General features: G+C 51.5%; 20 protein-coding genes and 1 pseudogene. 11 read left to right on the forward strand and 10 right to left on the reverse strand.

Annotated features, from left to right (window positions below; genetic code table 11):
• Positions 1-19: 19 nt before the first annotated feature.
• Both lptG and lptF read right to left on the reverse strand, forming a co-directional pair.
• The gene (lptG, locus tag AB3Y96_RS19830) at positions 20-1,090 is read right to left on the reverse strand and encodes an LPS export ABC transporter permease LptG (RefSeq protein WP_072310158.1); all 1,071 of its coding nucleotides are present in this window, start codon (positions 1,088-1,090) and stop codon (positions 20-22) included.
• Positions 1,090-2,190 carry an LPS export ABC transporter permease LptF gene (gene lptF, locus AB3Y96_RS19835; protein ID WP_072310159.1) on the reverse strand — a complete coding sequence of 367 codons (1,101 nt, stop codon included), beginning with the start codon at positions 2,188-2,190 and terminating at the stop codon, positions 1,090-1,092. The genes lptG and lptF overlap by 1 nt, the downstream gene beginning before the upstream one ends.
• 568 nt (positions 2,191-2,758) lie before the next feature.
• Between lptF and pepA the strand changes: the two genes are divergently transcribed.
• From pepA to AB3Y96_RS19855, 4 genes are all read left to right on the forward strand, one after another.
• Positions 2,759-4,270 (forward strand): leucyl aminopeptidase, encoded by a 1,512-nt coding sequence (gene pepA / locus AB3Y96_RS19840; protein ID WP_072310160.1) that lies wholly within the window; start codon positions 2,759-2,761, stop codon positions 4,268-4,270.
• A gap of 131 nt (positions 4,271-4,401) precedes the next feature.
• Complete coding sequence (locus AB3Y96_RS19845) at positions 4,402-4,851, forward strand: DNA polymerase III subunit chi (protein WP_025798359.1); 450 nt, start codon at positions 4,402-4,404, stop codon at positions 4,849-4,851.
• A gap of 27 nt (positions 4,852-4,878) precedes the next feature.
• On the forward strand, positions 4,879-7,734 hold the full coding sequence (locus tag AB3Y96_RS19850; RefSeq protein ID WP_367300046.1) for a valine--tRNA ligase: 2,856 nt from the start codon (positions 4,879-4,881) through the stop codon (positions 7,732-7,734).
• A gap of 208 nt (positions 7,735-7,942) precedes the next feature.
• Positions 7,943-8,446: a GNAT family N-acetyltransferase gene (locus AB3Y96_RS19855; protein WP_367300351.1), complete on the forward strand. Its 504-nt coding sequence runs from the start codon at positions 7,943-7,945 to the stop codon at positions 8,444-8,446.
• A 160-nt stretch (positions 8,447-8,606) separates the two neighbouring features.
• Here AB3Y96_RS19855 and rraB read toward each other — a convergent pair whose 3' ends face one another.
• Positions 8,607-9,038, reverse strand: a complete 432-nt coding sequence (gene rraB, locus AB3Y96_RS19860; RefSeq protein ID WP_040046126.1) for a ribonuclease E inhibitor RraB — start codon at positions 9,036-9,038, stop codon at positions 8,607-8,609.
• A 166-nt stretch (positions 9,039-9,204) separates the two neighbouring features.
• Between rraB and argF the strand changes: the two genes are divergently transcribed.
• On the forward strand, positions 9,205-10,221 hold the full coding sequence (gene argF, locus AB3Y96_RS19865; protein WP_367300047.1) for an ornithine carbamoyltransferase: 1,017 nt from the start codon (positions 9,205-9,207) through the stop codon (positions 10,219-10,221).
• Between the two features lie 60 nt (positions 10,222-10,281).
• Here argF and AB3Y96_RS19870 read toward each other — a convergent pair.
• The 7 genes and pseudogenes from AB3Y96_RS19870 to glpA all read right to left on the reverse strand — a co-directional run.
• Positions 10,282-10,401 (reverse strand): annotated as a pseudogene (locus tag AB3Y96_RS19870) (carbamate kinase); the annotation flags it as partial.
• Between the two features lie 143 nt (positions 10,402-10,544).
• Complete coding sequence (locus tag AB3Y96_RS19875; RefSeq protein WP_367300048.1) at positions 10,545-11,012, reverse strand: YhcH/YjgK/YiaL family protein; 468 nt, start codon at positions 11,010-11,012, stop codon at positions 10,545-10,547.
• A gap of 147 nt (positions 11,013-11,159) precedes the next feature.
• Positions 11,160-12,815 carry an alpha,alpha-phosphotrehalase gene (gene treC, locus AB3Y96_RS19880; protein ID WP_367300049.1) on the reverse strand — a complete coding sequence of 552 codons (1,656 nt, stop codon included), beginning with the start codon at positions 12,813-12,815 and terminating at the stop codon, positions 11,160-11,162.
• 55 nt (positions 12,816-12,870) lie between these two features.
• Positions 12,871-14,286, reverse strand: a complete 1,416-nt coding sequence (gene treB / locus AB3Y96_RS19885) for a PTS trehalose transporter subunit IIBC (RefSeq protein ID WP_040046134.1) — start codon at positions 14,284-14,286, stop codon at positions 12,871-12,873.
• Between the two features lie 799 nt (positions 14,287-15,085).
• Positions 15,086-16,285: an anaerobic glycerol-3-phosphate dehydrogenase subunit GlpC gene (glpC, locus tag AB3Y96_RS19890; RefSeq protein WP_025798398.1), complete on the reverse strand. Its 1,200-nt coding sequence runs from the start codon at positions 16,283-16,285 to the stop codon at positions 15,086-15,088.
• Positions 16,282-17,553 carry a glycerol-3-phosphate dehydrogenase subunit GlpB gene (gene glpB, locus AB3Y96_RS19895; protein WP_367300050.1) on the reverse strand — a complete coding sequence of 424 codons (1,272 nt, stop codon included), beginning with the start codon at positions 17,551-17,553 and terminating at the stop codon, positions 16,282-16,284. Before glpB ends, glpC begins: the two co-directional genes overlap by 4 nt.
• Entirely contained in the window at positions 17,543-19,198 is a 1,656-nt protein-coding gene (gene glpA / locus AB3Y96_RS19900; protein ID WP_072310167.1) for an anaerobic glycerol-3-phosphate dehydrogenase subunit A, read from the reverse strand. The genes glpB and glpA overlap by 11 nt, the downstream gene beginning before the upstream one ends.
• A 447-nt stretch (positions 19,199-19,645) precedes the next feature.
• Between glpA and glpT the strand changes: the two genes are divergently transcribed.
• The 6 genes from glpT to selB all read left to right on the forward strand — a co-directional run bounded on the left by glpT (position 19,646) and on the right by selB (position 26,797).
• On the forward strand, positions 19,646-21,001 hold the full coding sequence (gene glpT / locus AB3Y96_RS19905) for a glycerol-3-phosphate transporter (RefSeq protein ID WP_025798404.1): 1,356 nt from the start codon (positions 19,646-19,648) through the stop codon (positions 20,999-21,001).
• 76 nt (positions 21,002-21,077) lie between these two features.
• Positions 21,078-22,154, forward strand: coding sequence for a glycerophosphodiester phosphodiesterase (gene glpQ, locus AB3Y96_RS19910; RefSeq protein WP_367300051.1), 1,077 nt, complete (start codon positions 21,078-21,080; stop codon positions 22,152-22,154).
• Between the two features lie 294 nt (positions 22,155-22,448).
• Positions 22,449-22,727, forward strand: a complete 279-nt coding sequence (locus tag AB3Y96_RS19915) for a DUF1471 domain-containing protein (RefSeq protein WP_025798408.1) — start codon at positions 22,449-22,451, stop codon at positions 22,725-22,727.
• Positions 22,728-22,845: 118 nt separating this feature from the next.
• A complete protein-coding gene (locus AB3Y96_RS19920) occupies positions 22,846-23,457 on the forward strand; it encodes a glutathione S-transferase (protein ID WP_072310169.1) in 612 nt (203 codons plus the stop codon).
• Positions 23,458-23,528: 71 nt separating this feature from the next.
• Entirely contained in the window at positions 23,529-24,932 is a 1,404-nt protein-coding gene (gene selA, locus AB3Y96_RS19925) for an L-seryl-tRNA(Sec) selenium transferase (RefSeq protein ID WP_367300052.1), read from the forward strand.
• Entirely contained in the window at positions 24,929-26,797 is a 1,869-nt protein-coding gene (selB, locus tag AB3Y96_RS19930) for a selenocysteine-specific translation elongation factor (protein WP_072310171.1), read from the forward strand. The genes selA and selB overlap by 4 nt, the downstream gene beginning before the upstream one ends.
• The last annotated feature ends 185 nt before the right edge of the window (positions 26,798-26,982 follow it).

The following is a 26,982-nucleotide window of genomic DNA, read 5'->3' on the forward strand; positions in this document are numbered from 1 at the left end:
CAATAACTGCGCGATGCCGCTACGATTTTCTCAGCAGCATATAAACACTGATCAATAAGAACAGCAGGCTTGGCAGTAGAGCACCTAACACTGGAGGTACGCTGTACACCAAACTTAGCGGCCCAAAAATCTGATCAAGCACGTAGAACAAGAAGCCGAAGCTGATACCCGTCAACACCCTCACGCCCATTGGAACGCTGCGTAATGGACCAAAAATAAAGGATAGCGCCATCAACATCATGACCGCGACAGACAGCGGCGCGAAAATTTTGCTCCACATATTGAGCTGATAACGGCTAGATTCTTGCCCGCTTTGTTTCAGGTATTTCACATAGTGGTAGAGACCGCTAATCGACAGGGAGTCAGGGCTCATGGCAACCACGCCCAATTTATCTGGCGTTAGGTTGGTTTTCCACATACCGCTTATCGTTTGTGAACCGGTGATCCTTTTGCTGTCGGTGAGATTTGATTCTTCCACCTGTGAAAGCTTCCACTGATTGCCCTCAAACGTTGCTGAGTTGGCATAGCGCAGCTTTTGCAAATGACGTTCTTTATCAAAGGTATAAATGCTTATGCCTTGAATAGTTTTCTCACCGGTCACGCGCTGAATAAAGATAAAGTCGCTGCCGTCTTTTGCCCACAGCCCGTTTTGCGTGGATAGCAGCGAACCGCCGTACATCTGTTGAGCACGATAGTTACGCGCAGCCTGATCGCCCTGAGGCGCAACCCACTCACCAATGGCCATCGTGAGGATCACCAGCGGTATCGCGGTTTTCATCACCGAAGAGGCTATCTGCATGCGGGTATAACCTGCCGCCTGCATCACCACCAACTCACTGCGTTGGGCCAGCATACCGAGGCCTAATAACGCACCAAGCAGTGCAGCCATTGGGAAGAAGACTTCAATATCCTTTGGCACGCTGAGCAAGGTGAAAAGGCCAGCGCCTGCCGCAGAATAATCGCCCTGACCCACTTTACGCAGCTGATCAACGAATTTGATAATCCCAGACAGCGACACCAGCATAAACAGCGTTGCCATGATGGTGCTGAAAATCGTGCGCCCAATGTAACGGTCTAATACTCCAAGCATCAGGCGACTCCTTTACCGGTGATTCGTGCGCGGATCCGACGCATCGGTAGCGTATCCCAAATATTCAACGCAACAGCGAGCAACAGATAGAACCCGTTCACGGTCCAAACCCAGATAAACGGATCAATTTTGCCCTTCGCCGCATTAGAACGCAGCGAGCTTTGCAGCAGGAAGAAGATCAGATAGAGCAACATGGCTGGCAACATACTCAGCACACGCCCTTGACGTGGGTTAACCACGCTCAAAGGAACCACCATCAACGCCATCACGAAGACAGAGAACACCAGCGTAATACGCCAGTTCAATTCTGCGCGGAAGTCGTTTTCTTTGGATTCCCACAGCGCTGTCATCGGTGCCTGATCGGCATTGCTTGGATTAAGCACCACCGCCTGATGGCCGATAACCGCTTCGTAATTCACAAAGTCGGTGATACGGAAATCACGCAGCATCGCGGTACCTTCATAGCGAGTACCGGTATCCAATACCACTTGCTGAGAACCATCGGGACGCCCTTCCATATGGCCGGTATCCGCCACAACCACCGATGGGCGCTGGGTGCCGTTAGGACGTAGCTGAGCTAAAAAGATGTTTTCAAACTTTTTGCCCTTCACGTCACCCACAAACAGCACATAGTTGCCATCTTTCGACGGCTGGAATTGCCCTTCCACCATCGAGGCTAAACCTGGGTTAGCCTTGGCTTCTGCCATCACTTCATCAGAGTGAAACGACGACCACGGACTCACCCAAAACGCGTTGACCAATGCAAACGCGCCGGTAATGAAGGCAAGGATCATCGCAGTTTTTATCAACACGCCTTTGCCTAGGCCGCAAGCGTGCATAACTACGATTTCACTTTCGGTATACAGTTTACCCAGCGTCATCAATAGCCCAAGGAACAGGCTAAGAGGCAGAATAAGCTGAGCCATCTCGGGCACACCTAGCCCAAGGAGAGATAACACTAAGTTTGTCGGAATTTCGCCGTCAACCGCCGCTCCCAGTATCCGCACCATCTTTTGACAAAAAAAGATCAGCAGCAGGATAAATAGAATAGCAATCTGACTCTTAAACGTTTCCCGTACCAGATATCTAATGATGATCACGCTTATTACGCCTGTGAAAACTTGTCTTTTTGCAGGAAAATAGATAATTTCTACGCTAACCCGCCATTTTTATGATGATTATGGCGGCGGTTACAATCAGAATAGCATTACAGCATGTGTCTCAAGTGTAACCTATAGGAACACACTTATAACTGACACATCGTAGAAGGCTAATCACCCACTACGAGTGATGTATACCCAAACTTGTTGTCGTTGCAGCAAACAACGCACACCGCAGCAACATCGCGATAAGCAGGGTAAACTGATTGTACAGTAAAACAATTGTACCGTAATCGTTAGCAACGAAAACGAGAAAATAACTACCGATTATATAACGTCCCTCTGCACAGCCCCTAAAAAGCCTTGCAGAATGAGAGAAAATTGCGCGATTTCCTATGAAAAAGTGGGTAAAAACCACCATCATCAGAGAAAACCGTGAATGAGTGTTCCAGTCAGTTCAACGGCAAGGGCCGAGATAATAGTCACTCTGGCAACGTTTCTGGCTTCAAGAAACGAGTATAGCTGAGTCATCGCCCCGCGCCGCTGTCTTTAAGATTCAGGAGAGTGCATGGAGTTCAGTGTAAAAAGCGGTAGCCCGGAAAAACAGCGTAGCGCCTGTATCGTCGTCGGTGTTTTCGAACCGCGCCGACTGTCCCCAATCGCAGAACAGCTCGATAAAATCAGCGATGGCTACATCAGTGCCCTACTGCGCCGTGGCGAACTGGAAGGTAAAGTGGGTCAGACACTCTTGCTGCACCACGTACCTAACGTACTCTCAGAACGCATTTTGCTGATTGGCTGTGGCAAAGAGCGTGAGTTGGACGAACGTCAGTATAAACAAGTCATTCAAAAAACGATTAATACGCTAAATGACACCGGTTCTATGGAAGCGGTTTGCTTCCTGACTGAGCTGCACGTCAAAGGCCGTAATACCTACTGGAAAGTGCGTCAGGCGGTCGAAACGGCAAAAGAAACGCTTTATACCTTCGATCAGTTGAAAAGTAATAAAGCGGAACCGCGCCGCCCACTGCGTAAAATGGTGTTCAACGTCCCAACCCGTCGTGAACTCACTAGCGGCGAGCGCGCGATCCAGCACGGCTTAGCCATTGCTGCCGGTATTAAGGCCGCGAAAGATCTTGGCAACATGCCGCCAAACATCTGTAACGCAGGCTATTTGGCTTCACAGGCTCGTCAGCTTGCCGACAGCTTCAGCCCGAACGTTAGCACCCGCGTTATCGGTGAACAGCAGATGAAAGAGCTAGGCATGAATGCCTATCTTGCCGTGGGTCAAGGTTCACAAAATGAATCGTTGATGTCCGTGATTGAATATAAGGGCAACAAAAACCCAGATGCTAAACCTATCGTATTGGTTGGTAAGGGTTTAACCTTTGACTCTGGCGGTATTTCAATCAAACCCGCTGACAGCATGGACGAGATGAAATACGACATGTGCGGTGCCGCTTCGGTCTACGGCGTGATGCGCATGGCTGCTGAGCTTCAGCTTCCGTTGAATATCGTTGGCGTACTGGCTGGTTGCGAAAACATGCCTGGCGGCCGCGCTTATCGTCCCGGTGATGTTTTGACCACGATGAACGGCCAAACCGTTGAAGTGCTCAATACTGATGCCGAAGGACGTTTAGTTCTGTGTGACGTGTTAACCTACGTTGAGCGTTTCGAACCCGATGTGGTTATCGATGTGGCTACGTTGACCGGTGCCTGCGTTATCGCGCTGGGTCATCATTTGACGGGCTTAATGGCAAACCATAACCCATTAGCCTCCGAGCTTATCAGCGCATCAGAACAAGCCGGTGACCGTGCATGGCGTCTGCCAATGATGGATGAGTTCCAAGATCAGCTGGATTCCAATTTTGCCGACATGGCAAACATCGGTGGCCGTCCTGGCGGAGCGATTACCGCAGCGTGCTTCCTGTCTCGATTCACCCGCAAATATAGCTGGGCGCATCTGGATATCGCAGGCACCGCGTGGCGTTCAGGGAAAGCAAAAGGTGCAACGGGTCGCCCCGTCGCCATGCTTTCTCAGTTCTTGCTCAATCGTGCAGGCCTGAACGGCGACGATTAAGAAAATTGAGTTAAAATAAATAGAACCCCCACCCCAGACCTCTGTTTTTAAGAGACGACTGGGAGGGGGTCTTTCGTTGTTGTATTTCATTACTTCATAAGTGCTGCACAAGCGTAAGGCTATATCACATCATGAAACAGGCAACCTTCTATCTCATGGAGCATCATCAACCTGATGGTGAACTGGATGCCGTTGAGGCTTTGGCCTGTGATCTCGCCGCCCAACACTGGCGCTCCGGTAAACGAATTTTATTGGCTTGCCAAAGTCAGGAACAGGCTCAAAAATTAGATGAAGCCCTTTGGGCGCGTGATCCGCACCAGTTTGTGCCACATAATCTGGCCGGTGAAGGCCCACATTATGGCGCGCCTGTCGAACTTTCATGGCCGGGAAAACGGGGTAATTCACCGCGTGAACTGATGATCTGCTTGCAGACCGAGTTCGCAGATTTTGCTACTGCTTTCCATGAAGTGATAGACTTCGTTCCTTATGAAGACGCTTTAAAACAGTTGGCGCGTGAGCGCTATAAAATCTACCGCAGCGTCGGCTTTCAATTGACCACGGCTACGCCGCCAACTCACTGATCGATCAAATCAAAGAACAGACGAACCATGGAAAAGACATATAACCCGCAAGACATTGAGCAGCCGCTCTACGAGCACTGGGAACAGCAGGGCTACTTCAAGCCGAATGGCGACACCAGTAAAGAAAGCTTCTGTATTATGATCCCGCCGCCGAACGTCACCGGCAGCCTGCATATGGGTCATGCTTTCCAGCAGACCATCATGGACACCATGATCCGCTATCAGCGCATGCAGGGTAAAAACACCCTGTGGCAGGTCGGTACCGACCACGCGGGTATCGCCACCCAGATGGTCGTCGAGCGCAAAATTGCCGCCGAAGAAGGCAAAACTCGTCACGACTATGGTCGTGATGCCTTTATCGACAAAATCTGGCAGTGGAAAGAAGAATCCGGCGGCACCATTACTCGCCAGATGCGCCGTTTGGGCAACTCCGTCGACTGGGAGCGCGAGCGCTTCACAATGGACGATGGCCTGTCTAATGCGGTGAAAGAAGTTTTCGTTCGTCTGTATAAAGAAGACCTGATTTATCGCGGTAAGCGTCTGGTTAACTGGGATCCAAAACTGCGCACGGCTATCTCCGATCTGGAAGTAGAAAACCGTGAAACCAAAGGCTCCATGTGGCACCTGCGTTATCCGCTGGCCGATGGCGCTAAAACCGCCGACGGTAAAGACTATCTGGTGGTTGCCACTACGCGCCCTGAAACCCTGTTGGGCGATACCGGTGTTGCCGTTAACCCAGAAGATCCACGCTACAAAGATTTGATCGGTAAATTCGTGGTTCTGCCGCTGGTTGGCCGTCGCATTCCTATCGTCGGTGATGAACACGCCGATATGGAAAAAGGTACCGGCTGCGTGAAAATCACCCCTGCGCACGACTTCAATGACTATGAAGTTGGCCGCCGCCACGCACTGCCAATGATCAACATTCTGACCTTCGACGGTGACATTCGCGACGAAGCAGAAGTTTTGGATACCAACGGCGAAGAAACCGACGTTTACAGCAACGAAATCCCAGAACAGTTCCGTGGCATGGAGCGTTTTGCCGCTCGCCGTGCCGTGGTGAAAGCCTGTGATGAAGCCGGCCTGCTGGTTGAAATCAAACCTCACGATCTTACCGTTCCATACGGCGACCGTGGCGGCGTGGTTATCGAACCGATGCTGACCGACCAATGGTACGTTCGCACTGCGCCGCTGGCGAAAGTGGCGATTGAAGCCGTTGAGCAAGGTGAAATCCAGTTCGTACCTAAGCAGTACGAAAACATGTACTACTCTTGGATGCGCGACATTCAAGACTGGTGTATTTCTCGTCAGCTGTGGTGGGGTCATCGCATTCCTGCTTGGTACGACAACGAAGGCAACGTATTCGTTGGCCGTGACGAAGACGAAGTACGCCGTGAAAATAACTTAGGCGCAGACGTTGAACTGAAACAGGACGACGACGTTCTGGATACATGGTTCTCTTCTGGTCTGTGGACTTTCTCAACGCTGGGCTGGCCTGAACAGACCGAAGCGCTGAAAACCTTCCACCCAACGAACGTGTTAACCAGCGGTTTCGACATCATCTTCTTCTGGATCGCGCGCATGATCATGCTGACCATGCACTTCGTGAAAGATGAAAATGGCAAACCACAGGTTCCATTCAAAACCGTCTATGTGACCGGTCTTATCCGTGACGACGAAGGACAAAAAATGTCTAAGTCTAAGGGTAACGTCATCGACCCGCTGGATATGATCGACGGTATTTCTCTGCCAGAACTGTTAGAGAAACGTACCGGCAATATGATGCAGCCACAGCTGGCTGAAAAAATTGCTAAACGCACCGAAAAACAGTTCCCAGAAGGCATTGAGCCACACGGTACTGATGCTCTGCGCTTCACCTTGGCAGCGCTGGCTTCTACCGGCCGTGATATCAACTGGGATATGAAGCGTTTGGAAGGTTATCGTAACTTCTGTAACAAGCTGTGGAATGCTAGCCGCTTCGTACTGATGAATACGGAAGAGCAGGATTGTGGCCTAAACGGCGGCGAAATGGTTCTGTCCTTAGCAGACCGTTGGATCCTGTCCGAATTCAACCAGACGGTAAAAGCTTACCGCGAAGCACTGGATAACTTCCGCTTCGATCTGGCTGCCAATATTCTGTATGAGTTCACATGGAACCAGTTCTGCGACTGGTATCTGGAACTGGCCAAGCCGGTCATGACTGGTGGTTCAGAAGCTGAACTGCGCGGTACCCGCAATACGCTGGTCACCGTGCTGGAAGCCCTGCTGCGCTTGGCGCATCCGGTGATCCCATACATCACCGAAACCATCTGGCAGCGCGTGAAAGGCCTGAAAGGGATTACTGCAGACACCATCATGTTGCAGCCATTCCCTGAGTACGACGCATCTCAGGTTGATGAGAAAGCGCTGGCCGATCTGGAATGGATCAAGCAAACCATTATCGCCGTGCGTAACATTCGTGCCGAGATGAATATTGCGCCAAGCAAGCCACTGGAACTGCTGCTGCGTGAATGCAGCGCGGATGCTCAGCGTCGCGTACAGGAGAACCTAAGCTTCATTCAGGCTCTGGCGCGTTTGGAAAGCATCACCGTACTGGCTGCGGGCGATAAAGGCCCAGTTTCTGTCACCAAGCTGGTTGACGGTGCTGAATTGCTGATCCCAATGGCTGGCCTTATCGACAAAGACGCAGAGCTCGATCGCTTAGCCAAAGAAGTGGCTAAGATCGAAGCTGAAATTGGCCGTATCGAAGCGAAACTGTCTAACGAAGGTTTCGTGGCCCGCGCACCTGAGGCCGTTGTTGCCAAAGAGCGTGAGAAGATGAACGGCTACGCCGATGCCAAAGCGAAGCTCATCGAACAGCAAGCGGTGATTGCAGCGCTGTAACTAGCGCGGTAAGCAAAACACCTATCAGCGGGGAACATTGTTCCCCGCTTTTTTTTACCTCGCACGCAGAACGCTTGCATCCTCACTATCAGCGGTGGTATTAAGGAATTTCGTGCGCCATCACGCGGGGTACAACGCTCCGTGACAACAGCCTAAAATAGCGATGTGCGTCAGAACGTTTACACAACGGAACAACCGGGTAATGACTATGACAACAGAAACGCCTTTACGACTTCAGGTGCGCCAGATGACGGCAAACGACAACGCAGCCATTGCGCAGGTTATTCGTGAAGTTTCAGCTGAGTGCGGCCTCACCGCAGACAAAGGCTATACCGTATCTGACCCAAACCTTGACCATCTATTCGACGTTTATAGCCAGCCACGCTGCGCCTATTGGGTGGTTGAGCTCGATGGGCAAGTGGTTGGCGGCGGCGGCGTTGCTCCGCTTGAAGGCGCAGACGTCAGCCTGTGTGAGCTGCAAAAGATGTATTTTCTGCCGGTATTGCGCGGAAAAGGTTTAGCCAAACAATTGGCTATTCAAGCCATGGATTTTGCTCGTGAGAACGGTTTTAGCCAATGTTATCTAGAAACCACTGCCTCCCTCACCGCGGCCATAGCGCTCTATGAGAAGCTCGGATTTAACCATATTACCGAAGCTCTCGGCAGCACACGTCATGTGGACTGCGAAGTCAGGATGCTGAGAGAGCTGTAAGGTCTAACTATTCTAAATAGCGCTAATCCTAAAAACGCCCGCGAAGTGTGATTAAATCGCCTTTTTGCACATAAAAAAATCCGGTGCCATCGCTGACACCGGATTCACTATTCTCACTATGACGTTAACTATGCGACGTTAAAGATGAGCATCTTAAAATCTAATGGCGAACGCCATTGTCATCCTCATCAACGCCTTCTGCGTCGTCATCTTCGTCGTCGTCACCTTCTTCACCGTTAGGATCTTCGAAGTAGGTGCCCCAGCCGTCGTAGTTCACATTCATTTTTTCAGCGAGGTTTACCAGCTGTTCAACCTGAGTATCGATCACTTCCGCATTCAGGCCAACTTCGCTGATAACATCGCAGCACATTAGCAGCGTACCGTCTTCAACTTCCAGCTCTTCAGCATCGGTGACTTCATAGCCGAGTTTAAAAGCTTCAACCGCCGCTTTTTCTAACAGCTCAAAGTTATCCGCCGAAAGATGATGCTCAATGGTGTATAACGCGTCCGGATCGCTGCCGTCGTCCAGCAGTTCTTCAATGATCAGGCGAGTTTCTTCACGTTGTTCTTCTAATAGCTCAGGATTTGCCATGCCGTTGTCCTCAATCTGTATGCAATCACGCTACTTTCATTCTCCCACAGCCGCGCCCATGCCTCCATAAGAAACGTGAATATTTATCTCTCAGGGGTTGATTTTGAATTTTAATACACATAATGTGAATATTAATTCATTCAGCACAATAAAAACACAACTGAGGATGAGCACTATGAGTCAGCTATATCAGCATCATTTTCTTAGATTACTGGATTTCACGCCTGCAGATATCGCATATCTACTCACTTTAGCCGCCGAGCTTAAACAGGCTAAGAAAGCAGGTAATGAACCACAAACGCTGAAAGGTAAAAATATCGCGCTCATCTTCGAAAAAGACTCCACCCGAACCCGCTGCTCTTTCGAAGTTGCCGCTTACGACCAAGGTGCTAACGTGACCTACTTAGGCTCAAACGGCAGCCAAATCGGCCACAAAGAATCCATCAAAGACAGCGCCCGCGTGCTGGGCAGAATGTACGACGCCATCCAGTATCGCGGCTGGGGGCAGGACGTGGTTGAAACATTGGCGCAGTATGCCGGCGTGCCTATTTGGAATGGATTAACCAATGAATTTCACCCAACCCAAATCTTAGCCGATCTGCTGACCATTCAAGAACATATGCCAAATAAGCCGCTGTCACAGGTGAAGCTGGCATACCTTGGCGATGCGCGTAATAACATGGGCAACTCATTGCTGGAAGGCGCTGCGCTGATGGGGATGGAGCTGCGTCTCGTTGCACCAAAAGCCTGCTGGCCCGAAGCTGAACTGGTGGCTCAATGTCAGACGATCGCCGACAAAACCGGCGCGAAGCTGGTTTTAACCGAAGGTCTGGCGGAAGGCGTGAAAGACGCCGATTTCCTTTACACCGACGTTTGGGTCTCCATGGGCGAACCGAAAGAGGTGTGGAAAGAGCGTATCGCCCAGCTATTGCCTTATCAAATCAACATGAATGTGATCAAGCTGACCGGTAACCCACAGGTAAAATTCCTGCACTGTTTACCGGCTTTCCATGACGATCAAACCGCCTTAGGCAAACAGATGGCAGAGCAATACGGGCTGCATGGCGGAATGGAAGTAACCGATGAAGTGTTTGAATCCGAGCACAGCATCGTGTTTGACGAAGCGGAAAACCGTCTGCACACCATTAAAGCCGTGATGGTGGCAACATTAGGCAAATTGTAATTACTGCACTCATCATCAATAAATCAGCGCGCCCGACATTCACGGCGCGCTGATTTTATTTTATACAACAGCCGCAGTTTCTGGCGTAATACAGGTGCCCTTCTCTCGGCGTAAAATGGCTTCGGCGTCTGCTAACGCACCGATAAAGGCCGTTCCGCCCGTTTGTTCAACAAACTCAAGTTTCACTGTTTAAACATGGGGATGAGCGGATCCGTGGTTTTCTAACCAATATCGACAAATACACGCTGCGGTGACAATTTCAGCAAAACTTAATCATCGCAGTCGCGCAAACTGCGATGAATCAAAGATCTATTTATGCAAAATCACTTAACCAAAATCTTCACGACCGCTTTTTTAACCGGCGCATTCTCACCCACCGCGCACATGGGCTTATGTAATTCGCCGGGATAGAAAACCACGAAATCGCCTGCGTTCATGATAAAACTTTTCTCTTCTAAACCCTGCTGACCCAGAGATAAAAAGGCAATATCCTTACCTTCAAGCCATTCAGCGCTGCCTTGCGGCGCAGCAAGATTGCTGAAGACCATTTTTTCCTGCCCGGCTAAGACAATTTGGATATCCAAATATTTGCCGTGCAATTCCTGACGGCGCTCTTCCGCTGGAGAAGTTGAGTCGTTAAAAATCATCACGAACTGATTTTCGCCATCAACATCAAACTTGCCTAGCGCAGAATCTGCATTGAAATTCGCCATCACATGTTGAATCGCCTGCTTGAGCTGAGCAGATAAATAAGGCAACAGTTCTAGATGGTTAACATTTCCAGTGATCATACATTCCTCGATATTTCGCTTAAATTATTTTGAAACATCGTTTTAGTATAAAGAAACAGGAACCTCTGAAACGAGGTGCCAACCACAATTTGGTGAGGATTGCCGCCAACAAAAATCCCCCAGCTCAGGGGGATTCACGTCAGACAATTATGCGTCTACAAGCCAATAAATACTTTCATATGGCCGCAGTGACTGAGGAACTTCGCCTTGCTGAGGGTAATTGCTCATCAGCACACGCCCCTGTTTCGGCAACTCGCCGCTTATCTCCAGCGTCTGCGTTTGCGCGCTCAGGTTGGCCAATACATATAGGCTTTTCCCCTGATAACTACGACGGTAACACCACTGCGCCGGATGGCTCGGCAGCAAATCCTCATAGTCGCCGTGGGTCAGCAACGGCAATTGCTGGCGCAGCTTAATCAGCGCTTGATAGCAGTAATAAACCGACGTTTCATCGGCGACCGCCGCCTGAGCGTTAATCTCGGTATAATTACTCGCAGGTTCTATCCACGGCGTTCCCTGCGTAAAGCCCGCATTTGGGCTGGCATTCCACTGCATTGGGGTGCGGCTGTTATCACGTGATTTAGTCGCCAGAATCGCTAACAGTTCTGCGCTGTCTCGCCCCTGCTCGCTAAGCTCTCGGAACATATTCAGGCTTTCAACATCGCGGTACTGTTCGATATCGGTAAAGCCCGGGTTAGTCATACCCAGCTCTTCGCCCTGATAAATATACGGCGTGCCTTGCATGCCATGCAGCACCATCGCCAGCATTTTTGCCGACAGGCTGCGTGATTCACCTTCATCACCAAAACGCGACACAATACGCGGCTGATCGTGGTTACACCAGAACAGCGCGTTCCACGCTCGGTTATGCATTCCCTGCTGCCAATAGGCAAAAATCTTTTTCAACTCAACGTAGTCTGGCTTCGCCAGCGTCCATTTTTCACCACCGGGGTAATCCACCTTCAGATGATGAAAATTAAACGTCATCGAAAGCTCACTGCCGTCTAGCGCCGCATAGCGCTGACAATGCTCAAGCTGCGTCGATGACATTTCGCCAACGGTCATTAAGCCCCGAGGCTTAAACACATCACGGCCAAACTCGCTGAGAAACTCATGAATACGTGGGCCGTCAGTATAAAAACGACGCCCGTCACCTTGCAGATCGTCTGGGAAATCCTGCTGCTTAGACACCAGATTGATCACGTCTAAACGCAAACCATCAACGCCTTTGTCCGCCCAGAAATGACACACGGCTTTCAGTGCTTCACGCACCGGCGGATGCTCCCAGTTGAGATCTGCCTGCTGCGGCGCGAATAAGTGCAGATAATATTTCTCTGCGCTTTCAGACCATTGCCACGCGTTGCCGCCAAATTTAGACCGCCAATTATTCGGCAACGCCTGCGCTTCACCGTCACGCCAAATATAAAAATTATGCTTCTCGTGGCTAGGATCCTGCGCCGCAACAAACCATGGATGCTGAGTCGAGGTATGGTTAAATACCATGTCCATCACGATACGCATTCCACGCTGATGGGCTTCATCAACCAAGCGCTCAAAATCTGCCATCGTTCCATAATCAGGATTGATGGCACAGTAATCAGCAACGTCATAGCCATTATCAATCTGCGGCGATGGATAAACCGGCGTCAGCCACAGTGCGCTCACGCCAAGGTTTTGCAGATAATCCAGACGCTGAATAATCCCGTTGAGATCGCCCGTGCCGCTGCCGGTACTGTCTTGAAAACTTTTCGGGTAGATTTGATAAATCACACCGTTTTGCCACCACGGCACTGTTTCGCTCATCGTCATATTCCTATATTCACTCTACGGCCACGAGACTCGCAGCCGTATTCATTCGTTATACTGGCAACTCGCCGCGTTTCTGTTTGCGCTTATAAATCAAAATAGTAAGGGCAAGAGGCACCACAATCGCAACCACCATCGCCACGGCATAAATTCCCCAGAATTTCGGTTGGATAGAGAGGATACCCGGCAATCCACCCACGCCGATGCCGTTAGCCATCACGCCAAACAAACCGCAAATCAATCCGGCGCAGGCACCGCCAATCATGGCGCACAGCATCGGGAAGCGATATTTAAGGTTGATGCCGTACATCGCAGGCTCGGTAACGCCGAGGTAGGCAGAAATCGCCGCAGGCACCGAAATTTCACGTTCGTTAGCTTTCCGGCTAATGAAAATAATCGCCAACACGGCAGAGGCTTGAGCAATATTCGACAGCGCGATAATCGGCCATACCGGCGTTCCGCCCATGCTTTGCACCATCTGCATATCGATCGCCAGCGTTGTCTGATGCACGCCGGTGACCACCAACGGCGCGTACAGGAAGCCAAACAGCGCCGCGCCAATCGGAGCAAAACTGCCGGTCATCACCGCTTTCACACCCCAAGCAACGCCGTCGCCGATCATGCGGCCAAACGGGCCAATCAGGGTATGCGCCAAGAACACCGCCAGAAGCAACGACGTCACCGGCACGACCACCAGATACAGATAATCTGGGATTAGGCGCTTCAAGCGGGTCTCAATCCAACCCAAGGCCAAACCCGCCATCACGGATGGAATCACCTGCGCTTGGTAGCCAACTTTTTCAATCGTGAACCAGCCAAAATTCCATACTTCAGGCAGCTGCTGGCCCAGCATGTATGAATTCATCAACTGTGGAGAAACCAACGTAATCCCCAGCACAATACCGAGGATCGGCGTACCGCCCATCTTCTTCACCGTTGACCAGCAAATTCCCACCGGCAGATAGAAGAATATCGCTTCGCCCAGCAGCCACAGGAAGTCATAAACCGTTTTCCACGCCGGGTGTAATGCCGTCAGCGGTTGCCCATCTACCAACGGGATGTCGCCGATCACATTACGGAAACCAAGGATCAAACCGCCGCTGATTAACGCAGGCAGTAACGGGAAGAAGATCTCGGCAAAATGCGAAATCGCAATTTCCCACCAGCTCATATTCTGGCGAGCGGCTTTTTTAGCCTGCTCTTTGTTACTGGCATCGACGTGTGCCGTGTTAATCAACGCCTGATACCAATCACCTACGTCCGTGCCAATAACGACCTGAAATTGCCCTGCATTGGTGAAACAGCCCTTCACCATCGGCAATTCTTCAATCTTTTTAGGCGCAGCCAGCGCCGGATCGTTCAGTACAAACCGCAGTCGGGTAAGGCAATGACTGACGGTAGCAATATTTTCACGCCCGCCCACCAGTGCGATCAGCCGATCAACCTGATCTTGTTTTACCTTGCTCATATTGAGTACCTGTAGAGTCGTTCTGATTTCAGAGTAACGTGGATCGGCGCCATACATTCGATCCATAAAAACTGAGTTGCATAAAGCGTAGTCACAATGACTCTTTTATGAAACGGGAACGTTCCCGAAACTAGGTGTTGATCACAAGAATTGTGGTGGGGGAGGAGGGAGGGGGAGGAGAATAAAGGGCAAGAAATTGCGGATTTATCTTCTATGGTGAAAGATTTCGTACGCCAGTCTCTCTTAGAACAGTTAAAGGTTTCGTACGCCGAATATACCGAGTTTCACATAGACATAGTGCTGGCGTCCGAGCAAGGCGGCTCAATCGCCGCCGCCTTGCATCCGGGCTTGGCACCGTTCCTCAGCCTGCTTCGCAGGTTCCCTCATCTCGTCATTCCGGCTTTAACGGAACGAACGACAATCGGCATCCATGCCTCCGTCGTTCTTTTGCCGACGTCCAGTCGGCGAATCCTAGCCTGCATTCCTCGATTCGGCTGAAGAACAACGTGCCGGAAAAGACAAAAGACAAAACCCTATCTGGTTTCTTGTTTAATTTTAGGTGGTTAGAGCAGTGGAAACAGGATGTTTTCACTAGGGGAGGAGGCGCCAGGGATGGCGCATGCCGACCCGGCGCGGAGATGGCATCTCGGATAAAAGCGCGCGAGTTGAGAGCCCCCGCGCAACGGGGCTCTCATCGGACGCCTACGCCATTGGTCTCATGGGAGCACATTTGCTCACTGGCGGACGAAATCTTTCACTGATCCAACATATACAGCACTAGCGACTGGCGGGCGAAACCTTACCCCAACGCCCGCGCCAGCAACGAAATCGGATGCTCGCATTTCTTACTCGTCGACATCTCAATCTGCCACTTGCAGGTTTCGCAATCCGTTACCACCAGATCCACCCCGCTCTCTTCGATCTGGCGGAATAACCCAGCGCCAATTCCCTGCGATGTTTCATAGTTCTCTTTCTTGAAACCATAAGTTCCTGCAATACCACAGCATTGGGAATCTAGAACCGTCAGCTCCACGCCGGGGATCATTTGCAGCAGCGCCAGCGTATACGGCGTCCAGCCCATTTTTTCCATATGACACGGCGTGTGGTAAGCGATCTTCATCGGCGTCGATTTCAGCTTTAACTCACGCCCACCGTCTAATAATCGATAGAGATAGCGCGTTGCCAGCTCAACGTGTTCACGCACCTGTGTGGTATCCACATCCAGCACGTGCGGATATTCATCACGGATGGTAAATGCACAGGTTGAGGAGGTTGCAACCACCGGAATACCTTTGCCAATCACGGCATCGGTCAAAGACTCTGCGTTAACGCGAGCCTGCTTTTTCGCCTGTTCGATAAATCCATTCGCAATCAGTGGTACGCCGCAGCATTTCTCACGCTTCAACAGCTGCACGCCGATACCCATGGCGTTAAACACGCTGACCAAATCTTTGCCGAGCTGCGGATGGTTATAGTTAACGAAACAACCGTGGAAGAACGCCACCTGTTCGGCGAACTTAGCCTGTTCTGCGGCCTGTTTTTTGTACCAGTGACGGAATGTCCCCAGCGAATATTTCGGCAACTCGCGGCGATGGTCGATCTTCAGTGCTTTGTCTAACAGCTTGCGCACCGGTTTAAGACCGGTGGTCATATTCACAATCGGCGCGAACGGCGTTGATAGCGTCCCCATCAGATCGGTATGGCTGAGAATCGCATCACGCAGCGTTGGTTTATGCTGGCTATAATTCGCTTTAGCTCGTTGAATAATATCGCCAATTTTTACGTCTGACGGACAAGCAACCTCACAGCGTTTGCAGTTGGTACAGTATTTCAATGCATCATCATAAAGCAGAGGATCTTTCAAACGCAGGCGTTCACCGTCTGGCCCCGCCTGCTTTGGCCCTGGATAATTCGGGTTAACCTTCGCCACCGGACAATAAGTAGTGCACACCGTGCACTTAATGCAGTTTTCGAAGCTGTTATCTGCGAGCAGGTTCATAGCGCACCCTCCGCTTTTGCCAAAATATGTTCTGCCGCATGCAGCGCCGTTAGCATTGATACTCCTGCACCACAGCCTTGCTGAATAGGGTCGTATCCCCCTAGAACGGCACCAATCACCCGTAGATTACTCACTGCTTTACCACCTATCGTTGGGCGCAACTGCTCATCGGTACTCACACCAAACTGCAAATACGGCTGAGGCGCGAACATATTTTCAGTGCTCCAGCTAGCACGTTCGTTTTCACTAATAACGTCTAAGCCGAACACGGGCTCAGTAACACCGTTGAAATCAGCCTTGAGTCCATTGCTGAAGAAACTGCCGCTCGCCAGAACCACATTTTTTGCCCGTAAAGGAATATCGGTGTGATTACGCGTGTAAATTCTCGCCTCTTTACCCTCGTCCAGATCGGCTCTTAACACCGCATCACCGGGCATAATCACCCCGCCCAACGCCTGAAAACGACGGCGTAGCAGATGATGCAAACGCATTCCCAGCACCGATGGCGGCAGCGTTGGCAGTAGCAATAGCGGCACCCTTACCCGCGAACGTAAATGTTCTAATGCATCAGCTTGTTCCATACCCACGCAGGCAGGCATGATGATGGCATCCACCTGCTGGGCAAGGCGGTTAAGTTCGTCAATCAACAGCTGTTGGTTTTCAGGCAAATCCAGCACTCGCGCTATATTCACCGCGCGGAATTCACTTGGGTTATTGCGTAAACGATCTAACGCGGGCAGCGTGAGCTCCGCAATTTTGGTTTCCACGCCCTGCTCGGCTAACGAATTCGCTACCAAATGCGGCTGAAAATCGAGGAACCCTTCAATACCGGCAACCAGCACGCGTTCCCACGGCAGCGGCTGCTCCAATGCGCTCACCGGCACTTCGTTTGGGCTCAGCCACGTTGCTCTGCGCGTTCCCAACGGCGTAACACGTAAATGGTTTTGTTGGCAGCTTCCAACCAATGCCAGCCCGCTGCGCTCCAGTAAACGTTCAGATTCAGCCGCATAACGCACCACCGCATCATGGCCCATTAAGCTATAAGGATGCTGCGGCGCCTGAGCCGCCAGAGAGGCCAACGCGGCTAGCGGTTGCTCAACTGCGCTGCCGTCGGGCAGATGGCATAACAAATCCAGCGAACCAGAAGAAAAATGCAGCGCGCTTTGACCCGAACTTACAATGGCGCATTTTTGCCCAGCCTCGGCTAATCGAATACCGCACAATAGCCCTGCTAAACCGCCGCCAATCATTACCGTGTCAAATTTCATTGTCATTCTCCTGAACGTCCTGATTCAGCGCGGGTGCTTCCATGCCGCATAAACCTTGATAAACCCAAGCCGTAAATTCGCTTTCGCGCAGCGCGTCGCCCCACGCTATTGGACGCACGCCTTTCCAACGTTCATTAAGGAAATGAGAGAGCTGATCGATAGATTGCTTCGGCGTGGTAACTTTAAAACGATTAAGCAGACCCGCGGCGCGGCAGGCGCAAAGCTCGCCCTGACAGGTGCCCATGCCGACACGGGTACGTCGGCGTAAATCCACCAGATTATTCACCGTCAGAGAATCAACCGCATAGCGCACTTCCCCAGCGGTTACGGCTTCACATTCACATACCAAACTGTTGCTAAGACGATCGCCGGCCAGCATACGATCGGCGCGATCGCCATGGCGATAAACCGCCGAACCTCGGATCGTGGCAGGTAACGAAATCACCTTACGCAGCGTCTCTTCAGCTGAATGTTGCGATCCCGGCAGTGCTTCAGTCGCCGTGGTACACGCAGTTGTAATACCGAGTTTCTCGCAGACTTTATCCGTGGCCCACTCCGCCATCAGGCGATAGGTCATCAGCTTGCCGCCGGTGATCGTGATAAAACCTTCTAGACCATCACGAACCGCATGATCCAGCAGCACAATGCCACGGCTCACGTTACGTCCGCTTGGGTCGTCATCGCTGGCAACCAACGGGCGCACGCCCGCATAGGCGCGCAAAATTCGCGTTCTCGCCAATTTAGGCGAAAGCTTCTCGCCCTCGCGGATCAAGATATCGACTTCTTCCGGCGTCACGATCATGTTGTCGATCTGATCGTAATCAATGTGCGTTGAGGTGGTGCCAATAAGCGAAATGGTATCGCCCGGAACCAAAATATCGGCATCGGCTGGCTTGCGGCAGCGGTTGATCACCATATTGTTGATGCGATGACCAAGGATCAACAGCGCGCCTTTGGCTGGGAACATACGTACCCGCAAATCGGCATACTCAGCAATATGCTGGCCCCAGATCCCTGCGGCATTCACCACGATTTGCGCATGAATCTCATAACTTTCACGCGATTTATGGTCGATTACGCGCACGCCGGTAATGCGATCGCCATGGCGTAATAATCCGCTCACTTCATGATAGGTCAGCACCTGTGCGCCATGCTCGCGCGCATCCAACATATTGGCGGCGGTGAGGCGGAATGGGTCGACGGTACCATCGGGCACGCGTACCGCGCCAATCAGAGCGGGGTTGGCCGCTGGCTCAAGGCGCAGCGCCTCTTTAGGATCAATGGCCTGAGCATCAATGCCCGCCTTCTGGCAGGCTTCGATAAAACCAGATTGAAAACCCAAATCATCTTCAGGAAGCGTGATAAACAGGCCATCTGAGCGTTCAACGCAGTGACGGGCAATGCGCTTAAGAATTTTGTTTTCTTCAATACATTCACGCGCGGATTCGCCGTCGGTTACCGCATAACGCGCACCGCTGTGCAAAAGGCCGTGATTGCGTCCCGTTGCGCCAGTCGCAATGTCGTGACGCTCTAATAAAATACAACGCAGGCCGCGGCGTGCGCAGTCACGTGCAATCCCTGCACCGGTCGCACCGCCCCCGATGATGATGACATCAGTTTCTTGTGTCGCTGGGCTTTGTAGCATGTGTGGCTCCCGACCTTATTCACAACAATGAATGTACTGATAAATAATTGTGCTTATTAAGACATAACCCACACAGAAATTGTTTGATAAGGAGCAAATACGCGCACAAAACGAAAGTGATTAGCGCGTATTTCACCATTTTTGTGATCATTATCACTAGATACATATGATTTTTGGTTTCAAAAAATTAACTAACCGCTCAAAATCAGCATCGCATTCATAAAACTGTAACAATTTGCGCGATCTCTCACAGTAACGAAATGCGCGTTTGAATACTCTACGCTCGAAAAAGAAAATGGAATGACCACCACTAAACGGAAAATAGCGTAAGAAAACACCATTGCTGTTCTATTTTTTTGTTGGCACACAGCAAACCTTAACCGGGCTCACTGGGGAATCGGTTCAGGATACATATAAAGAAGAGAAAGCCATCGGAGGCATATCTACATGTTAAGTATTTTTAAACCCGCGGCGCACGCGAAGCGCTTGCCAGACGCACAGGTCGATCCGACCTATCGTCGTTTACGTTGGCAGATCTTCATGGGGATCTTCTTCGGATACGCCGCCTACTATCTGGTGCGTAAAAACTTTACGCTAGCAATGCCGTACCTTATCGAACAAGGTTTCTCTCGTGGCGATCTAGGCTTTGCCCTTTCAGGGATTTCAATCGCGTACGGCTTCTCGAAGTTCATTATGGGTTCCGTCTCTGACCGTTCGAACCCACGCGTGTTCTTACCTGCCGGCCTGATTCTGGCCGCCGCCGTGATGCTCTTTATGGGCTTTGTGCCATGGGCAACCTCCAGCATTGCAGTGATGTTCGTTCTGCTGTTCCTGTGTGGTTGGTTCCAAGGAATGGGATGGCCTCCATGTGGCCGTACCATGGTTCACTGGTGGTCACAGAAAGAGCGTGGCAGCATCGTTTCCGTGTGGAACTGTGCGCATAACGTCGGCGGCGGCCTGCCTCCACTGCTGTTCCTGTTGGGGATGGCGTGGTTTAACGACTGGCACGCTGCGCTGTATATGCCAGCCATCGCAGCCATTGTTGTTGCTCTGATTGCCTTCGGCCTGATGCGCGATACTCCGCAGTCTTGTGGTTTGCCACCGATTGAAGAGTACAAAAACGACTACCCGGATGATTACTCTGAGAAAGCCGAAGAAGAGCTGACCGCTAAGCAAATCTTCATGCAGTACGTGCTGCCGAACAAACTGCTGTGGTACATCGCTATCGCTAACGTGTTTGTTTATCTGCTGCGCTACGGCATTCTGGATTGGTCTCCAACCTATCTGAAAGAAGTGAAACACTTCGCGCTGGATAAATCCTCTTGGGCTTACTTCCTGTATGAATATGCGGGTATCCCAGGCACGCTGCTGTGTGGCTGGATGTCGGATAAAGTGTTCCGCGGAAACCGTGGTGCCACCGGCGTGTTCTTCATGGTTCTGGTCACCATCGCCACCATCGTTTACTGGATGAACCCAGCGGGCAATCCAGGCGTCGATATGGCTTGTATGATTATCATCGGCTTCCTGATTTACGGCCCAGTGATGCTCATCGGCCTGCACGCCTTAGAGCTGGCACCGAAAAAAGCAGCGGGTACCGCAGCGGGCTTTACCGGTCTGTTCGGTTATCTGGGTGGTTCGGTTGCAGCGAGCGCCATCGTGGGTTACACCGTTGACTTCTTCGGCTGGGACGGCGGCTTTATGGTGATGATTGGCGGTAGCATCCTCGCCGTTATCCTGCTGTTAGTCGTGATGATCAACGAGAAAAAACATCACGAAGAAATCGCGGCAAACCGCGGAAACTAATCTTTAAAAAGTTTCACTAGGCCGTGTCGTTGCTTCCTGCGCCACGGCCTTTTTTATAAAAATAAGGAAAACCTCTATGACCCTACGACTAAACACCATCATGGCAGGATTGCTATTAAGCGGCACGCTGGCGATGAGCGCACAGGCCGCCGATAAAGTGGTTATTGCGCACCGTGGCGCGAGCGGCTATTTGCCTGAACATTCCCTGCCTTCTAAGGCCATGGCTTATGCCCAAGGCGCAGATTTTCTCGAGCAGGATTTGGTGATGACCAAGGACGACAAATTAGTCGTTCTCCATGACCACTATTTGGATCGCGTGACCGATGTTGCCGACCGCTTCCCCGACCGCGCACGTAAAGATGGGCGTTACTACGCGATTGATTTCACTCTTGATGAAATCAAATCGCTGAAATTCACCGAAGGTTTTGACATCAAAGACGGCAAGCGCGTGCAAAGCTATCCAGGCCGTTTCCCGATGGGCAAGTCTGATTTCCGCATCCACACCTTTGAAGAAGAGATCGAATTTGTCCAAGGGCTTAACCATTCAACGGGCAAAAATATCGGGATTTACCCAGAGATAAAAGCGCCTTGGTTCCACCAGCAAGAAGGCAAAGACATCTCCACCAAAGTGCTGCAGGTGCTGAAGCAATACGGCTACACCGGCAAGAACGACAATGTTTATCTGCAATGTTTCGATCCAAACGAGCTTAAGCGCATCAAAACCGAGTTAGAACCTAAGATGGGTATGGATCTCAAACTGGTTCAGCTGATTGCCTATACCGACTGGAATGAAACCTATGAGAAAAAACCAGACGGCACATGGGTGAACTACGACTACGACTGGATGTTTAAACCGGGTGCGATGAAGCAGATTGCGCAATATGCTGACGGCATTGGACCGGATTACCATATGCTGGTGGGTAAAGATGCCACCCAAGCTAATCCAAAGCTCACGGCGATGGTGACCGATGCTCACGCCGCGAAAATGGTGGTGCATCCTTATACCATTCGCGTTGACGCCTTGCCGAGTTACGTTAGCAACGGCGATCAGCTTTACGATCTGATCTACAACAAAGCGGGCGTTGACGGCGTATTCACTGACTTCCCAGACAAGGGCGTTCAGTTCCTTGAGAAACAGGGACAACATAAATAATATTTACCTTTCACAGGGGGCTTTCGCCCCCTGCATAAACATCGTTTTCCTTTTATCACTATCAATCCTGAAAATATCCACTAAGCTTGAAGGGCAATTAAAAACCATCAGATTAATTTTTTTAATCATCGCCTTTAGGGTTTTCAAAAACTGAGTTCAGGATTGAAGCGGTTACCCTACGCCCACGTCCCTATATTCCATGCTGTAATACGTCGTAGATCCATCGTTTGAAGGATGAACCACTGGCTTTGTCGTTAAAGCTGGTAACTCACAAATAAAATCGAGGATAAAGATATGAACAAATACCTACTTGCTATTGCCGGTGCCTCTCTGCTCTCTTTCTCTGCATTTTCTAACGCGGCTGATGAAATCAAACATTCCGATATGGAGAAGTACACCAAAATCGGCGACGTCAGCGCAGAAGTGCGTGACGGCACCATGGATGACATCGTGAAAAAGCTGGAGAAAAAAGCCGAAGAGAAAGACGCTGACGCTTATCGCATTACCTCCGTTGGCACCGAAGGCATGGGGGATATTGCCCGCGGCACCGCCGAAATTTACAAGAAGAAGTAAATTATTCGCACCACCGGCCACTATTCCGTGGTCGGTTCTCACTTCCCTACCGTAACGTTTCTGCCATACTCATCCCAGTATCCTTTTATAAACTCGTTAGTGGATAAGGACAGGGACTATGAAACTCATTGGCAGCTATACCAGCCCCTACGTGCGCAAAATATTTGTTATGTTGTTGGAAAAAGGGCTGACATTTGAATTTGTTAACGACATTCCATGGGAAAGCACCAGCCATGTCCCACACTATAACCCACTAGGGAAAATTCCCGCGCTCGTCGCCGCCGACGGTGAAATCTTTTATGACTCCCCCATCGTTGCCGAATACATCGATCTGTTAGACGCCACGCCAAAATTCGTACCAGAAGATCGCCAACAGGCGCTGCGTGTACGCCAGTTAGAAGCGCTTTCTGACGGCATCTGCGACGCCGCAGTTCTGCTGGTTCAGGAAATGATGCGCCCAGCCGACAAACAGAATAGCGATTGGATTGTGCGCCAGCGCGGCAAAATCGATCGCGGCTTAGACGCTTTAGAACAACACGCGAAAGAAGGTAAGTGGCTCAACGGTGCACAGATGACGCTGGCAGATATTGCCACCGGGTGCTGTCTTGGCTATCTCAACTTTCGTCGGGTCGCGCCGAACTGGAGTTTGGAGCGCCCTGAGCTGGTTAAACTGGCGGAACGTTTGTTCCAACGTGAGAGCTTTACCCGCACAGAACCACCGGTAACCTGATACTCGCTGTATTCTTGGGCTCTCAGCCTTTATCATATTCATTATTACGATGATAAAGGCGTGAGATCACCATGTCCGCAGACAGCCAGACTCTTTATAGCCAGCTCCCCTCCGTCGATACGCTGTTACGCGACGAAACCTTTCAACCTTTGTTGGAAAACTATGGCGCACAGCTTGTCACCCAAACCTTGCGCAGTCTGCAACAGCAGGCGCGAGACAGTATTCGCGTGCAGAAACAGCTTCCCGCATGGTGTGAAAACTGGGCTCTTGCAGTCGATCATCAGCTTTCGCTCAGCCAAAAAGACGCACTCCAGCAGGTCTTTAATCTGACGGGAACCGTATTACATACCAACTTAGGCCGTGCCCTGCTAGCAGAGCAGGCTATCGACGCCAGCGTCATGGCAATGCGTCACTCCGTAACGCTGGAATACGATCTCGACGGCGCAGGCCGTGGCCATCGCGATCGCGCGATCGCTGACCGCCTGTGCGAATTAACCGGCGCGGAAGATGCCTGTATCGTTAACAACAATGCGGCTGCGGTGCTGCTAATGCTGGCCGCGCTGGCGAGCCAGAAGCAGGTTATCGTTTCACGCGGCGAGCTGGTTGAGATTGGCGGCGCATTTCGTATTCCCGACGTCATGCTGCAGGCCGGATGCGAACTCACCGAAGTAGGTACCACCAACCGAACTCACCTCAAAGACTATCGTCAGGCCATCAACGAAAACACCGCGTTGCTGATGAAAGTACACACCAGCAATTATGCAATTCAAGGATTTACCTCCGCCGTAGAGGAAGCCGAGTTGGTGACGTTAGGCCGTGAAACGGGAGTCCCCGTTATTACCGATTTGGGCAGTGGTTCGCTGATTGACATGACCGCCTATGGCCTTCCCGCCGAGCCGATGCCGCAAAAGCTGATTGCCGACGGCGTAGACTTAGTCAGTTTTTCTGGCGATAAATTATTAGGTGGGCCGCAGGCCGGCATTATCGTGGGCAAACGTGAGCTGATTGAACAGTTGCAAAACCATCCGCTTAAGCGCGCGCTGCGCTGCGGTAAAATGACGCTGGCAGCGCTTGATGCCACGCTTCAGCTCTATCAACAACCCGATAAGCTCGCTCAGGCTTTGCCGACGCTGCGTCATATGACCCGCACCGAAGCTGAGATCCGCGCCTGCGCCGAACGCCTGTTACCGCCATTACAGCAGCGCTTCGCCAAACAGTTTAACGTGGGCATCACGCCTTGCCAGTCGCAAATCGGCAGCGGATCGTTGCCGGTTGATCGCCTGCCAAGCATCGCAATCACCCTGATGCCGCACAGCGGTAAGGGCGGCGAACTGGAAGCACTGTCTCAGCAATGCCGCTCGCTATCATGCCCGGTGATTGGTCGCATCAGTGAAGGAAAACTGTGGCTCGATCTGCGCTGCTTGGAAGATGAAGAAGGACTTTTACACGCGTTATTACAGGAGTTACGTCCATGATTATTGCTACCGCTGGGCACGTTGACCACGGTAAGACCACGCTGTTACAGGCGCTGACGGGCGTGGATGCCGACCGTTTACCGGAAGAAAAACGCCGCGGTATGACCATCGATCTCGGCTACGCCTATCTGCCATTAGACGATGGCAACGTGCTGGGTTTTATCGACGTTCCCGGCCATGAAAAATTCCTCGCTAACATGTTGGCCGGCATTGGCGGCATCCCGCACGCCTTGCTAGTTGTAGCCTGCGACGATGGCGTTATGGCGCAAACACGCGAACACCTAACGCTGCTGCGATTAGCGGGCAAACCGGCATTAACCGTGGCGTTAACCAAAGCCGACCGCGCCGATAGCGCGCGTGTGGATGAAGTTCACCAGCAAGTCACTGACGTACTGCATGAAATGGGATGGTCAGATACGCCGATTTTTACCACGTCAGCCGCTCAGGGTGAGGGAATCGATGAGCTGCGCGCCCATCTTATTGCCTTAACCGAAACACCAGCGCATCTCGATCAACGCTTTCGTTTAGCGATCGACCGCGCTTTTAGCGTGAAAGGCGCCGGTTTAGTAGTTACCGGAACGGCGCTCGCAGGTCGCGTAAAAGTGGGTGAAAACCTCTGGCTAACCGGTTGTGATAGACCCGTGCGCGTGCGCGGCATTCATGCCCAGAACCAACCGTCTGAACATGCCCATGCGGGTCAGCGTATTGCGCTAAACCTCAGCGGCGACGTCAGCAAAGAACAGATCGGGCGCGGTGATTGGCTGTTGGCACAGCGCCCTTCAGAAACGGCCAGCACGCGTATTTTAGTCGCGCTGGATCTCATCGCGCCCATCCAACATTGGCAGCCATTACATCTGCATCATGCCGCGAGCCACATTACGGGCCGTATCTCGTTATTGGATGAACAGGCTCCGATGGAAGGCGTTCAGCTAGCTGAGCTGGTGCTCGATAGCCCATTGTGGCTGGTGGAAAACGATACCCTGATCATGCGTGATATTTCAGCACGCAGCACGCTGGGCTCAGCTCGAGTATTGCAAACCACCTCACCGCGCCGTGGTAAACGTCTACCTGCATTTTTAGATTGGCTCAAGCAGCTCGCCAATGCCCAAAGTGATGCCGATGTATTGGCATTACGTCTGCCTAAAGGCACGCTTTCCATTCCTCAGTTCGCCTGGGAGCGCCAGCTCACGGCAGAACGTTGCAGCGAACTTTTCCATGCCGATAATCTGCTGGTGGTGGGCGACTACGCGTTATCACGCGAAATAGCGGAGCGCTTCCAACAGCGCTTGTTAGACACCTTGGCACTGTTCCACGAGCAGCATAACGATCAGATGGGCGTTGGTCGCGCGCGCCTGCGCCGTATGGCATTGCCCGTCGAACCCGAATCACTGGTGTTTGCCCTCATCAATCATCTGCTGGCGAATCAGCAAATCGTCAACAGCCGCGGCTGGCTGCATCTGCCACAGCATGGTTTAAGCATGAGCGACGCCCAGCAGGCGTTATGGGAGCGTACGCAGCCATTGATTCAGGATGCACCGTGGTGGGTGCGCGATCTAGCCAATGAAGTGAAAGCCGAAGAAAATGAAATGCGGCAGTTATTGCGTCAGGCGGCATTGCTTGGCTACATCACCGCCGTGGTCAAAGATCGTTACTATCGTACCGAGCGTATGCACCAGTTTGCCGATTTGATCCGCGCCATGGATGCCACACAGGGCAGCACTTCCGCCGCGGACTTCCGCGATCGTCTAGGGGTGGGGCGCAAGCTAGCGATCCAAATTCTGGAGTTTTTTGATCGCAGCGGCTTCACTCGCCGCCGTGGAAACGATCATCTGCTGCGAGATAGCGCGCTGTTCAAAGACGATTAACGATCTATCACGGCTTTTTGGTGCGCATTTGCGCACCAAACTGTGATCCCTTCCGAATAAATACGCCCTCTTTGTCCCTGATATATTCAGCCACGCTACGCTTATAGAGCAATACAAATACCCGCCATACTTCAAGCAGCTTGGAGTATGGCGGGTATAGACGTTTCACTGTATCTGACATCATG

Origin of the sequence: Hafnia alvei, from assembly GCF_964063325.1 — a bacterium.
Lineage (GTDB): Bacteria > Pseudomonadota > Gammaproteobacteria > Enterobacterales > Enterobacteriaceae > Hafnia > Hafnia alvei_B.